Source organism: Ideonella benzenivorans (assembly GCF_020387415.1).
GTDB lineage: Bacteria > Pseudomonadota > Gammaproteobacteria > Burkholderiales > Burkholderiaceae_C > Ideonella > Ideonella benzenivorans.
In genome coordinates, this window is record NZ_JAGWCB010000012.1 from 58,092 (window position 1) to 70,132 (window position 12,041).

Annotated in this window: 11 protein-coding genes and 1 tRNA gene; 7 read left to right on the forward strand and 5 right to left on the reverse strand. The window is 68.4% G+C overall.

The annotated features are described in order from the left end of the window. Nucleotides 1-79 precede the first annotated feature (79 nt). The 7 genes from rsxB (at nt 80) to KGA65_RS13000 (ending at nt 6,917) form a co-directional block, all read left to right on the forward strand. Nucleotides 80-784 (forward strand): electron transport complex subunit RsxB, encoded by a 705-nt coding sequence (gene rsxB / locus KGA65_RS12970; protein WP_225863552.1) that lies wholly within the window; start codon nt 80-82, stop codon nt 782-784. Further along, complete coding sequence (nth, locus tag KGA65_RS12975; RefSeq protein ID WP_225864104.1) at nt 784-1,422, forward strand: endonuclease III; 639 nt, start codon at nt 784-786, stop codon at nt 1,420-1,422. The genes rsxB and nth overlap by 1 nt, the downstream gene beginning before the upstream one ends. Before the next feature lie 363 nt (nt 1,423-1,785). Next, nucleotides 1,786-3,585 carry an NAD(P)H-dependent oxidoreductase subunit E gene (locus tag KGA65_RS21070; protein ID WP_225863553.1) on the forward strand — a complete coding sequence of 600 codons (1,800 nt, stop codon included), beginning with the start codon at nt 1,786-1,788 and terminating at the stop codon, nt 3,583-3,585. Beyond that, nucleotides 3,582-4,328, forward strand: coding sequence for a 2Fe-2S iron-sulfur cluster-binding protein (locus KGA65_RS12985; RefSeq protein WP_225863554.1), 747 nt, complete (start codon nt 3,582-3,584; stop codon nt 4,326-4,328). Before KGA65_RS21070 ends, KGA65_RS12985 begins: the two co-directional genes overlap by 4 nt. Then, a complete protein-coding gene (locus tag KGA65_RS12990) occupies nt 4,325-4,903 on the forward strand; it encodes an NADH-quinone oxidoreductase subunit B family protein (RefSeq protein WP_225863555.1) in 579 nt (192 codons plus the stop codon). Before KGA65_RS12985 ends, KGA65_RS12990 begins: the two co-directional genes overlap by 4 nt. A gap of 5 nt (nt 4,904-4,908) precedes the next feature. After that, nucleotides 4,909-6,423: a Ni/Fe hydrogenase subunit alpha gene (locus KGA65_RS12995; RefSeq protein WP_225863556.1), complete on the forward strand. Its 1,515-nt coding sequence runs from the start codon at nt 4,909-4,911 to the stop codon at nt 6,421-6,423. Beyond that, nucleotides 6,420-6,917 carry a hydrogenase maturation protease gene (locus tag KGA65_RS13000; protein ID WP_225863557.1) on the forward strand — a complete coding sequence of 166 codons (498 nt, stop codon included), beginning with the start codon at nt 6,420-6,422 and terminating at the stop codon, nt 6,915-6,917. The genes KGA65_RS12995 and KGA65_RS13000 overlap by 4 nt, the downstream gene beginning before the upstream one ends. Before the next feature lie 18 nt (nt 6,918-6,935). Here the strand turns inward: KGA65_RS13000 and KGA65_RS13005 are convergent, their stop codons facing one another. From KGA65_RS13005 to KGA65_RS13025, 5 genes are all read right to left on the reverse strand, one after another. Continuing rightward, the gene (locus KGA65_RS13005; protein ID WP_225863558.1) at nt 6,936-8,057 is read right to left on the reverse strand and encodes an HDOD domain-containing protein; all 1,122 of its coding nucleotides are present in this window, start codon (nt 8,055-8,057) and stop codon (nt 6,936-6,938) included. Nucleotides 8,058-8,177: 120 nt separating this feature from the next. Then, a tRNA-Ser gene (locus KGA65_RS13010) sits at nt 8,178-8,270 on the reverse strand. Nucleotides 8,271-8,298: 28 nt separating this feature from the next. Next, entirely contained in the window at nt 8,299-9,588 is a 1,290-nt protein-coding gene (locus KGA65_RS13015; protein WP_225863559.1) for an aspartate kinase, read from the reverse strand. Nucleotides 9,589-9,662: 74 nt separating this feature from the next. After that, nucleotides 9,663-11,036 (reverse strand): tRNA lysidine(34) synthetase TilS, encoded by a 1,374-nt coding sequence (gene tilS / locus KGA65_RS13020; protein ID WP_225863560.1) that lies wholly within the window; start codon nt 11,034-11,036, stop codon nt 9,663-9,665. 4 nt (nt 11,037-11,040) lie between these two features. Next, nucleotides 11,041-12,012 carry an acetyl-CoA carboxylase carboxyltransferase subunit alpha gene (locus KGA65_RS13025; protein WP_225863561.1) on the reverse strand — a complete coding sequence of 324 codons (972 nt, stop codon included), beginning with the start codon at nt 12,010-12,012 and terminating at the stop codon, nt 11,041-11,043. Nucleotides 12,013-12,041 lie beyond the last annotated feature (29 nt).

The window sequence follows — 12,041 nt, forward strand, 5'->3', positions numbered from 1 at the left end:
CAGTCGGCGCGCCCGCCGCCCCGCGCATGCCGGGGGCGGCGGCGCCGATAATCCCGGGGTGACCACCACGCCCGCCCCCATGCCCTTGGCCCCGGTGAGTGCTGACCCGGAACAAGTCCGGCGCATCGACGCCGCCCTGCCCCAGACTCAGTGCACCCGCTGTGGCTATCCGGACTGCCACGCCTACGCTGTGGCCATCGCCAGCGGCGAGGCCGACATCCACCAATGCCCGCCGGGCGGACAGGAAGGCATCGCCCGGCTGGCCCGCCTGACCGGGCGGCCGGCCCGACCACTGGCCCCGGCCTGCGGACAGGAAAGCCCGCGGGCCGTGGCCGTCATCGACGAGGCCTGGTGCATCGGCTGCACGCTGTGCCTGAAGGCCTGCCCGGTGGACTGCATCGCCGGCAGCAACAAGCGCATGCACACCGTCATCGAAGCCCAGTGCACCGGCTGTGAACTCTGCGTTCCCGTCTGCCCCGTCAGCTGCATCGCGATGGAACCCGTCAGCGGCCAGGTCACTGGCTGGGCAGCCTGGAGCCCCGCCCAAGCCGACGAGGCCCGCCAGCGCTATGCCTTCCACCAACTGCGGGTTCAGCGCGAACAGCGCGAGAACGAGGCGCGCCTGCTGGCCAAGGCCGAGCACAAGCTCTCCGACCTGGAAAACCAGACCCGCCACACCGACCCCGAGGTGATCGCCCGCAAGCGGGCGGTCATTGAGGCAGCGATCGCCCGGGCCCGCGCCTTGCGTGCGCCCCAGGACCCCTCAAAGGGCTCCCCCTCATGATGTCTCCCCGCAAGATCGAACGCTTCTTCGCCACGCTGCAGGCGGCCAACCCGCACCCCGAAACCGAACTGGTCTACAGCAATCCCTTTGAACTGCTGGCCGCCGTGCTGTTGTCCGCCCAGGCCACCGACGTCAGTGTCAACAAGGCCACCGGCCCGCTGTTCCAGGTGGCGTCCACCCCGGGCCAGATGCTGGCGCTGGGTGAAGAGGGCTTGATCCCGTACATCAAGACCATCGGCCTGTACAAGACCAAGGCAAAGCACCTGATCGAGACCTGCCGCATCCTGATCGAACAGTACGGCGGCGAGGTACCGCAGGACCGCGAGGCCCTGGAAGCCCTGCCCGGCGTGGGCCGCAAGACCGCCAACGTGGTGCTCAACGTGGCTTTTGGCGAACCGACCATCGCGGTGGACACGCACATCTTCCGGGTGGCCAACCGCACCGGGCTGGCCCCGGGCAAGACCCCGCTGGCGGTCGAACAGGCCCTGCTCAAGCGGGTGCCGCCCGCCTACCGGGTGCATGCCCACCACTGGCTGATCCTGCATGGGCGCTATGTCTGCCAGGCCCGCAAGCCGCGCTGCGGCGCCTGCCAGGTGGCCGATGTGTGCGAGTACCCGGACAAGACCACGGCCATCTGAGCGCATGAATCTGAGCGCGCATGAAAAAGGCCGCCCCAGGGCGGCCTAGAAATGCCAAGGGCCACAAGATGTGGCCCTGATAGCAACCGACCCTGGAATCGCCTTCAGGCGAAAGGGCCGGGATCCTGCGACGCCGGTGACGGGTTCCGGTGTTCTGCCCAGTGCTGCAGTCGGTTTGTCGTCTCAGTGCTTTGCATTGTGCGCCGCTTCGGTGACGGCGATGTGACAAAGTGCAGCCCCTTTCTCCCGCTGTTCCGCTGAGCCGGATCCCCTGGCACCGAAAGCCCCTCATCGGTGCTCGGGTTTCGTCCGCAGCCACGGCAGGCGGTGCAGGATGCCCCTTCCTCAGCCTCTCGTCACGCCGTGCCCCAGGACGCTCTTGTCTCCGCCGCGCTCCACCGGCATGACCGCCAGGCCAATGCCTTGGTGCAGATCCTGCGCGAACTCCAGGCGACGCTCGGCTGGCTGCCACGCGAGGCCCTGACCCAGGTGGCGCAGGCCACCGGCCGGTCGTTGGCCGATGTGGAGAGTGTGGCCAGCTTCTACCGCTTCCTGCACCTGTCACCCGTGGGCGACTACCGGGTGCTGTTCAGCGACAACATCACCGACCGCATGCTGGGCAGCCAGGCCCTGATGGACCGGCTGTGCCAGCGCTTGGGCGTGCTGCCCGGCCAGGTTCGCGCCGACGGACGGGTCAGCGTGGCCCCGTGTTCCTGCACCGGCCTGGGTGACCAGGGCCCCGCGCTGCTGATCAACCACCACCAGGTGATCACCCGCCTCACCCCCGAGCGGGTGGATGCGCTGGCCAACCACATCGAGGCCCAGGTGCCCCCCGCGGACTGGCCGGCCGAATGGTCCATGGTGGACGACCAGATCCGCCGCCCGGACGTGCTGCTGGGCACCCCCTTCACGCCAGGGAGCGCCCTGCAGGCCGCCCGGGGTCTGGGGCGCGAAGCCACCCTGGACCAGATCCAGCGGTCCAAGCTGCGCGGCCGTGGAGGTGCCGGCTTCGCCACCGGGCTCAAGTGGGAGCTGTGCCGCGATGCGCCAGGGCAAAGCCGCTGCGTGGTCTGCAATGCCGACGAAGGCGAGCCCGGCACCTTCAAGGACCGGGTGTTGCTGACCCGCCATGCCGACCTGGTGTTCGAAGGCATGACGCTGGCCGCCTGGGTGGTTGGTGCCCGGCAGGGCTTCGTCTACCTGCGCGGCGAGTACCGCTTCCTGCTGCCCCACCTGGAGGAGGTGCTGCGCCAGCGCCGCGCGGCCGGTCTGCTGGGACAGGCCCTCCAGGGCGAAGCCGGCTTCGACTTCGACATCACGGTCCACGTGGGTGCCGGCGCCTATGTCTGTGGCGAAGAGTCGGCCCTGCTCGAATCCCTGGAGGGGCACCGCGGCACGCCGCGCATTCGCCCGCCCTTCCCGGTCGAGCACGGCTACCTGGGCCAGCCCACCACGGTGAACAATGTCGAGACCTTTTGTGCTGCAGCCCACATCCTGCTGCGCGGCGGCGACTGGTGGGCCAGCCTGGGCACGCCCCACTCCACCGGCACCAAGGTCCATGCCATCTCCGGCGACTGCGCCCGGCCAGGCATCTACGAATACCCGCTGGGCACGCCCGTCGACCAGATGCTGGAGGACTGCGGCGCCACCGACACGCAGGCGGTGCAGGTGGGCGGCCCCTCCGGCACCTGCCTGTCGGTGACCGAGTTCGGCCGCCGCATCGCCTACGAGGATGTTCCGTCGGCCGGCGCCCTGATGGTGTTCGACCGCCATCGGGACCTGTTCGAGGTGGCGCGCAATTTCGCCCACTTCTTCGCCCACGAGAGCTGCGGTTTCTGTACGCCCTGCCGCGTAGGCACCGAGCTGCTGGCCCGCCGGATGGACAAGCTGGCCGCGGGCCAGGGCTCGCGCCACGACATGCAGGTGCTGCAGGAGCTTGACACCCTGCTGCACCAGAGCACCCACTGTGGCCTGGGTGCCGCGGCCTGCAACCCGCTGCGCGACACGCTGCTGAAGTTCCGGCCCAGCTACGAGCGGCGCCTGCAGTCGCTGCACTTCCTGCCTGCGCTGGATCTGGACGCCGAGCTGTCCATCGCCCGTGCCGCCACCGACCGCCAGGATGCCGGCGCCCACTGGCCGCCCCCCCACGGGATCACCCCATGAGCCGCTACACCGCCTCCAGCCAGAGTTTCCTGCTCGATGGCGAAGAAGTGCCGATGGCGCCCGGCGACACGGTGCTGCAGGCCGCCCACCGGGTGGGCCGCTACATCCCGCACCTGTGCTGGCACCCGGGCCTGCCGGCCCATGGCTCGTGCCGGCTGTGCCTGGTGAAGTTCAATGGCCATCCGGTGTCGGCCTGCACCGCGCTGGCGGCCCCCGGGGCGGTGGTGGAGTGCCAGACCCCGGACCTGCAGACCGAGCGCCGCACCCTGCTGCAGATGCTGTTCGTCGAGGGCAATCACTTCTGCCCCTCCTGCGAACGCAGTGGCAACTGCCTGCTGCAGGCCACGGCCTACCAGCACGACATGGCGGGCCCGCACTTCGAGGAGTTCTACCCGAACCGGCCGGTGGACGCCTCGCACCCCGATGTGCTGCTGGACCACAACCGCTGCATTCTCTGCGGCCTGTGCGTGCGGGCCAGCCAGCTGCTGGACGGCAAGTCGGTCTTCGCCATCGGCGGGCACGGCATCCACAGCCACCTGGTGGTCGACAGCCCCAGTGGACAGTTGGGCGATTCGGCGCTGAGCGTGCACGACCAGGCGACCGGCATCTGCCCCGTGGGCGCGCTGATGCCCAAGCGGGTGGGCTTTCAGGACCCGATCGGCCAGCGGCGCTTCGACCTGCACCGGGTGGACGAGCCGCACAGCCAGGAGGCCCCGCCGCCCGGCCAGGAAGACACGCCATGACGACGCCCGCGCCCCCCGCCTATCCGGAGCCGGCCCCGCGCAAGCTGAAGGTGGCGACCACCTCGCTGGCCGGCTGTTTCGGCTGCCACATGTCGCTGCTGGACATCGACGAGCGGCTGTTCACGCTGATCGAGCATGTGCAATTCGATTGCTCTCCGCTGACCGACCTGAAGGAGGTTGGCCCCTGTGATCTGGGGCTGATCGAGGGGGGCCTGTGCAACGTGGAGAACATCGAGGTGCTGCAGGCCTTCCGCGCCCAATGCAAGGTGCTGGTGGCCGTGGGCGCCTGCGCGATCAACGGCGGCCTGCCTGCCCAGCGCAACCGGCTGGACATCGGCGATGTGCTGCGCGAGGTCTACGTCCACCGGCCCGGCACGCGCGCGGATGCCCAGGTGCCCAACGACCCCGAGCTGCCGCTGCCGCTCAACCAGGTGCGGCCCATCCACGAGGTGGTGCTGGTGGATTACGAGCTGCCGGGCTGCCCGCCTTCGGCCGACACCTTCTGGGCCTTCTTCACCGACCTGCTGGCCGGGCGCACCCCGCGCCTGGCCCACGGCCAGATCCACTACGACTGAACCCCATGGCCAGCACCGACCTGGAAACCGCCGCCCACCCGCAAGGCCTGCGCCGCGTGGCCATCGACCCGGTGTCGCGGGTGGAAGGCCACGGCAAGGTCACGCTGCTGCTGGACGAACACCACCGCGTCCAGCAGGCCCGGCTGCACATTGTCGAATTCCGGGGTTTCGAGGCCTTCATCGAAGGCCGCCCCTACTGGGAGGTGCCGGTGATGGTGCAGCGCCTGTGCGGCATCTGCCCGGTGTCGCACCACCTGGCCGCCTGCAAGGCCCTGGACCATGCGCTGGGCATCACCACCCTCCCCCCCAGCGCCGAGAAGCTTCGCCGGCTGATGCACTACGGCCAGGTGCTGCAGTCGCACGCGCTGCACTTCTTCCACCTCTCGTCCCCCGACCTGCTGTTCGGCTTCGACTCGGAGCCGGCCCGGCGCAACATCGTCGGCGTGGCTCAGGCGCATCCGGACATCGCCCGCCAGGGCGTGCTGCTGCGCAAGTACGGGCAGGAGATCATCCGCGCCACTGCCGGCAAGCGGGTGCATGGCACGGGCTCGGTCCCGGGTGGGATGAACCGCCACCTCAGCCCCGAGGACCGCGGGATGCTGCGCGCCCAGGCCGACACGATGGTGCAATGGGCCCAGGATGCCGTTCACCTGGTGCAGCGCCTGCATGCCCAGAACCCGGCGCTCTATGACCAGTTCGCCCGCCACCCGGCCCACCTGCTGTCGCTGGTCCGGCCGGACGGTGCGCTGGACCTCTACGCCGGCCGGCTGCGGGTGCGCCATGCGCAGGGCACGCTGCTGGAAGACCAGGTGGACGACCAGCGCTACCTCGATCTGATCGAAGAGGAAGTCCGCCCCTGGAGCTACATGAAGTTCCCCTACCTGCGCCGCCTGGGCCCGGCCGAGGGCTGGTACCGGGTGGGCCCGCTGGCCCGGGTGCAGAACTGCGACCGCATTCCCTCGCCGCTGGCCGAGACCGAACGGCAGGCGTTCGTCGCCCATGGTCAGGGCGCGCTGATCGACGCCACCCTGGCCTACCACTGGGCCCGGATGATCGAGCTGCTGCACACGGCGGAAGTGGTGCGTGAGCTGCTGGACGACCCGGACCTGCTGGCCGGCGAGCTGCTGGCCAGCGGCCAGCGCACGGGCGAAGGCGTCGGCATCCTCGAAGCCCCCCGCGGCACGCTGATCCACCACTACCGGATCGACGACGATGACCTGGTGCGCTACTGCAACCTGATCGTCTCCACCACCCACAACAACCAGGCGATGAACGAGGCCGTGCGCTCGGTGGCCCGCACCTACTTCGACGGGCGCGAGGTCACCGAAGGCCTGCTCAACCACATCGAGGTGGCGATCCGCGCCTACGACCCCTGCCTGTCCTGCGCCACCCACGCCATGGGCCAGATGCCGCTGGAGGTCGTGGTGCTCGACGCGGCGGGCCACTGCCTGTCGCATGTGCGCAAGTCCAGCCAGGGCGAACTCACCCAGGGGTCCGGGACGCTGGATTGGACGGCTTGACGTCGCTGGCCTCCCCTGCTGACAACGCCCCCTGGCTGCTGATCGCCTGGGGCAACCGCAGCCGTGGCGATGATGCGCTGGGGCCTCTGTTGCTGGACCGCCTGCAAGCCTGGCTGGGCCAGACGGTTGGCGCACAGGCGCCCCAGGTGGCCTGCATCGAAGACCAGCAACTGCAGGTCGAACACGCACTGGACCTGCTCGGACGCCGGGGCGTTCTGTTCATCGATGCCGCGCTCGATCTGAGACAACCCTTTGCCATCGAAACCCTCCGAGCGAGGCGGGACGCCAGCTTCAGCACCCACGCCCTGTCCCCGCAGGCCGTGCTGCAAGCCCACCTCGACGTCTGCCGATGCCCACCGCCACCCAGCACCCTGTTGACACTGCGGGCCTCTGCCTTCGACCTGGGGACCCCGCCCAGCGCGCAAGCGCTGAGCGATCTCGCGCTGGCCGAAGTCTGGGCACGTGACTGGCTGACCCGTTGCCGGCGGACGTGACGCGGCCGGTCGATCAGCTCATGCGGCCGCCGCGCCTGGCAGCGTGGCCATCAGGCGCTGCAACCGCGCCGCCAGCTCCGGCGACGTCAATGCCAAAGGGAGGCGGGCCATGCGCGGATCGGCCAGACAGGCCTTCACCCGGGTGAACGTGGGCGAAGGGTCACTGGCCAGATCGAAGTCCTGCAGAGACTTCAGCTGGCCCTGGGCCAGCAATTCCCCCAGCCGGGCGCACAGATAGCCCAGGGCCAAGGGCAGCGCCCGCGCGCCGTCCAGCGAGCGATAGGAACGGACCAGCAGTTCGTCCGCATCGCTGGCATCGGCAATGACGCTCGCCGGCAAACCCCACTGCGCCATCAGCAGGCGGCCGATCTCTGAGGCTGGCAGGCCCAACTGGGCTTGCTCAGCGGCACAGCGCCCCGGGTGATCGGGCTGCACCAGGTCCTTGAGCAAGCCCATCGGCGTGGTCGCCACCACCGCCAGCCGGCCCAGAAAGGACAGCAGCACCGCACTCACCACCGCGCCACGGTCCTCGATCGGCAATTCGGCCGTCAGATGCTGCGCCAGCTCACTCGCCAGGGCACTGGCGCGCCAGACACGGTCCAGCATCGGCTGGCGCACCGGAGCATCTGGTGCGAAGGAGGACATCATGGCGTAGCGCAGGCAGATCGCACGCACCTCGGTCAGGCCCAGGTGGATCACGGCCTGAGCCACGCTGGTCACCGGCGTCTCCAGCCCATACAGCGGCGAGTTCACCGCCGACAGCAGCTTGCCCGCAATGACCGGTTCCGAGACGATGAGATCCACCAGTTGGGCCGAGCTGGCTTCACTCAGCAGATCGGTCGACACCAGGTGCAGCATCAGGCGCGATGGCCGGGGTATGTGCTGAAACACGGCCACCAAGGCGGCCTGCCGCGCTGGCGGCACCTCTGCTGCGGACACCCAATGGAAAGGCGCGGGGGGATCGGGTTCGGCGTCCTCGGTGGCCCCGCTTGGAGCCGACGAACCCGCTTCGGTGGGCTGTGCGACGGGAATCACGCGCTTCATGGCCTCCGGACGAGACCGTTGGGAACGCTGCCCCAGGACAACCCAGGCCAGGGCCACCACGCCCAGGGCCACCGCCAGCCAGATGATGTTGCTCATGGCGCGGATTCTGCAATTGGGCGTGACACCCCGAAACCGGGACAAGCCAGCCCCAAAGGCCTCAAACCGCACGTGCCAATGAAAAACGCCGCTTTGAAGCGGCGTTTTTGGCAAGGCGGTTGGCGGAGACGGAGGGATTCGAACCCTCGATGGAGTTTTTGACCCCATACTCCCTTAGCAGGGGAGCACCTTCGGCCTCTCGGTCACGTCTCCAACCTAAGCTTTGCAGTATAGCGTGAAATTACGCTTTTGCCTCGTCGATTGTCGGAATTGCTGCATCCAGATCGAAAGCCTTGTGCAGCGCGCGCACGGCGAGCTCCATGTACTTCTCCGCGATCACGACCGAAGTCTTGATTTCGCTGGTGCTGATCATCTGGATGTTGATGCCCTCTTCGCTCAGCGAACGGAACATCTTGCTGGCCACGCCCACATGGCTGCGCATGCCAATGCCGACGATCGAAACCTTGCAGATCTTGGGATCGCCCAGCACGTCTGACGCGCCAGTGGCCGGCTGCACCTGTGTGCGCAGCAGGTCCAGCGTGCGCTGGTAATCGTTGCGGTTGACCGTGAACGAGAAGTCGGTCTTGCCGTTCGACGACACGTTCTGGATGATGACATCCACCTCGATGTTGGCGTCCGCCACCGCACCCAGGATCTGGGACGCAACGCCCGGCTTGTCCGGCACGCCCGTCACGGTGACCTTGGCTTCGTCGCGGCTGAAGGCGATGCCCGAGACAACGGCTTGTTCCATCTTTTCGTCTTCCTCGAAGGTGATCAGAGTGCCCGACTTGGCCTCTTCCTCAACACTGATATCCCAGGGGGTGAAGCTGGAGAGCACCCGCAGCGGCACGCGGTACTTGCCGGCGAACTCGACCGAGCGGATCTGCAGCACCTTGGAGCCCAGGCTGGCCATTTCCAGCATTTCCTCGAAGCTGATCGTGCTCAGACGACGGGCTTCGGGCACGATGCGCGGATCGGTGGTGTAGACACCGTCCACGTCGGTGAAAATCAGGCATTCGTCGGCCTTCATCGCCGCGGCAATCGCCACCGCCGAGGTGTCCGAACCGCCCCGACCCAGCGTGGTGACGTTCTGGCCCTCGTCCACGCCCTGGAAGCCGGTGATCACGACCACCTTGCCGGCCGCCAGATCGGCGCGCACCTTGGTGTCGTCGATGCTCTCGATGCGCGCCTTGGTGTAGGCCGAATCGGTCTTGATGGGCACCTGCCAGCCTGAATAGCTGATCGCCTCCATGCCTTCGGCCTGCAGCGCCAGGGACAACAGCCCGACCGACACCTGCTCGCCGGTGCAGGCGATCATGTCGAGCTCGCGCAGCATCGCAGGCGTCTGTTTGGCGGGAGAGACTTCCTTGGCCAGGCCCAGCAGGCGGTTGGTTTCCCCGCTCATTGCCGAAGGAACGACGACCATCTGGTGGCCCGCGCGGGCCCACTTGGCCACGCGCTTGGCGACATTGCGGATGCGCTCGGTCGAGCCCATCGACGTGCCGCCGTATTTGTGTACGATCAAAGCCATGAGGTTGCGAATGTAGCGACAGCGCCCAGGTGGGCGAAAGACTTGCACAGCCGCTTCGCGACCACGCAAACCCCCTATTCTATGGGATCGCTGGCGTTTTCGAGCCGGTCGGCCGTCCAGACAGGCCGCCACTGGCGCACCCCGGGGGCAGCCCACTGGCGGGCATCCACCCCCAGCCCCGGCACGAACAGCACCGTGGGCGCGTCCGTGTGGGGATCCAAGCGGCACAGCAGCGGCGCATCGCGCAGCCAGGCCGGAACACCGACCGCCTGGAATTGTTTCTTCAGGTTGCGGGGCGGCCGCCCGGGCCCCAGCTGAAACGTCTCCCCGCCCTGGCGCGACAGGACCCAGGCATCCTGCAGCTGAGCCTGGCTGAGCCCACCTTCCTGGGCGGGCTCGAAATGCAGCGTGCCCCTCCAGGCGCTCAGCCTGATGGGGCTCACCCCCCGCACCGGCCATCGCGAGCCCCATGCCAAGGGCTTGGCAGAGGATGCAACCTCCGCCTGTGTGACCGACAGAACGCCCCGGTAGAGCTGCCAGACCAGCCCCCCTTCGGACGGCCAGCGGGCAGCACCGGGCCGCCCCAGGCGCGCCAGCATCTGACGCTGCAGCATCTCGTGCGGTGGCGGCTGTTGAAACATCCGGGCGGCCTGCCGCAGCCAGGCCTGCAACGCGAACTGCTGCCGCACCGGCGACAGCTGAGCCCAGGCCTGCAAGGGCAGCCGGTCTGGCTGACCGCCCAGCTGATGCAGATCGGCCTGTGCCACCTCGTCGATCAACTGGGCCGCCGCCTGGCTGTGCCGGGCCACTGTCACCAGAGCCTCCGAAGCGGCCGGAAAGTGCTGCGTCAGCACCGGCAGCACGGCCTGACGAATTCGGTTGCGCGCGAAGCGGAGGTCCTGGTTGCTGTCGTCCTCCACGTGCCGCAGCCGGTGCCGGGCCACATAGTGCGCAATCGCCGTGGCTGGCTGATCCAGCCAGGGACGGATCCAGCACAGGCCGTCGCGCCACATCAGCCCCGGCATGGCCGCCAGGCCCCTCGGGCCTGCGCCACGCAGGGCTTGCAGCAACACGGTCTCGGCCTGGTCGCGCCGGTGGTGGGCCAACAGCACCGTGTCGGCCCCTTCGGCCCGGGCCAGTTCGGCCAAGGCGGCGTAACGTTCGCGCCGGGCCCAGGCCTCCACGCTTTCGCCAGCGGACGGTCGGGAGGTCAATCGCCGCGCACGAAACTGCAAGGCCGCATCACCGGCCGCCCAGCGGTGCACCTGTGCGCGGGCCTGGGCCAGCCAGCGGTCGGCCTGCGGCATCAGGCCGTGGTGAACATGCAAGGCCACCACCCGCAGCCCGGTGCCCCGGGCCTGGCGCCACACGGCGTGCAGCAAGGCGGTCGAATCGCGCCCACCGCTGAAGGCCACGGCGAGCACGGGGGCCGCCGGTGCGGCGGCCATGGTCTCAGCGCGCCGAGGTGTCGGTGAAACGGCCGTAGGACTTCAGGCGCTCATAGCGGCGCGCCAGAAGATCCGGTACCGACAGGTCGGACACCTGCCGCAGCGCATCGACCAGCGCGCGCTTGACCGAGGTGGCCATGTGCTTGGGATCGCGGTGGGCACCGCCCACGGGTTCGTTGACGATCTTGTCGATCAGGCCGAGCGCCTTCAGACGGTGGGCGGTGATACCCAGGGCCTCGGCGGCATCCGACGCGCGCTCGGCCGTCTTCCACAGGATGGAAGCGCAGCCTTCCGGCGAGATGACGGAATAGACGGAGAACTGCAGCATCAGCACCTGGTCGGCCACGCTGATGGCCAGCGCGCCGCCCGAACCGCCTTCCCCGATGATCGTGGTGATGATCGGCACTTCGAGCTGGGCCATCTCGAAGATGTTGCGGCCGATGGCCTCGGACTGGCCACGCTCCTCGGCGCCGATACCGGGATAGGCGCCCGGGGTGTCCACAAAGGTGAACACCGGCAGGCCGAACTTCTCGGCCAGCTTCATCAGGCGCAGCGCTTTGCGGTACCCCTCGGGCCGCGGCATGCCGAAATTGCGCGCTGCGCGCTCCTTGGTGTCCCGGCCCTTCTGCTGCCCCACGACCATGCAGGCCTGGCCATTGAAACGGGCCAACCCCCCGACGATGGACTGGTCGTCCGCGAAGGCGCGATCGCCGTGCAGTTCCTGGAAGTCGGTGAAGATCTCGTTGACGTAGTCCAGCGTGTAGGGACGCTGAGGATGGCGGGCGATCTGCGTGACCTGCCAGGGTGACAGCTGGGTGTAGATGTCCTTGGTCAGCTGCAGGCTCTTCTTGTCCAGCCGATCGATCTCTTCCGAGATGTCCACCGCCGACTCGTTCTGGACGTAGCGCAGTTCTTCGATCTTCGACTCGAGTTCGGCAATCGGCTGTTCAAAGTCCAGGAAGTGTCGCTTGCTCATGGGCGGGTACTCCTTTTTCAAGCGCAAAG

Excerpts from the sequence above, each read along its gene's own strand:
- rsxB (WP_225863552.1), top strand. The coding sequence starts at position 80 with ATGCCCTTGGCCCCGGTGAGTGCTGACCCGGAACAAGTCCGGCGCATC.
- nth (WP_225864104.1), top strand. The coding sequence starts at position 784 with ATGTCTCCCCGCAAGATCGAACGCTTCTTCGCCACGCTGCAGGCGGCC.
- KGA65_RS12985 (WP_225863554.1), top strand. The coding sequence starts at position 3,582 with ATGAGCCGCTACACCGCCTCCAGCCAGAGTTTCCTGCTCGATGGCGAA.
- KGA65_RS12990 (WP_225863555.1), top strand. The coding sequence starts at position 4,325 with ATGACGACGCCCGCGCCCCCCGCCTATCCGGAGCCGGCCCCGCGCAAG.
- KGA65_RS12995 (WP_225863556.1), top strand. The coding sequence starts at position 4,909 with ATGGCCAGCACCGACCTGGAAACCGCCGCCCACCCGCAAGGCCTGCGC.
- KGA65_RS13005 (WP_225863558.1), bottom strand. The coding sequence starts at position 8,057 with ATGAGCAACATCATCTGGCTGGCGGTGGCCCTGGGCGTGGTGGCCCTG.
- KGA65_RS13015 (WP_225863559.1), bottom strand. The coding sequence starts at position 9,588 with ATGGCTTTGATCGTACACAAATACGGCGGCACGTCGATGGGCTCGACC.
- tilS (WP_225863560.1), bottom strand. The coding sequence starts at position 11,036 with ATGGCCGCCGCACCGGCGGCCCCCGTGCTCGCCGTGGCCTTCAGCGGT.
- KGA65_RS13025 (WP_225863561.1), bottom strand. The coding sequence starts at position 12,012 with ATGAGCAAGCGACACTTCCTGGACTTTGAACAGCCGATTGCCGAACTC.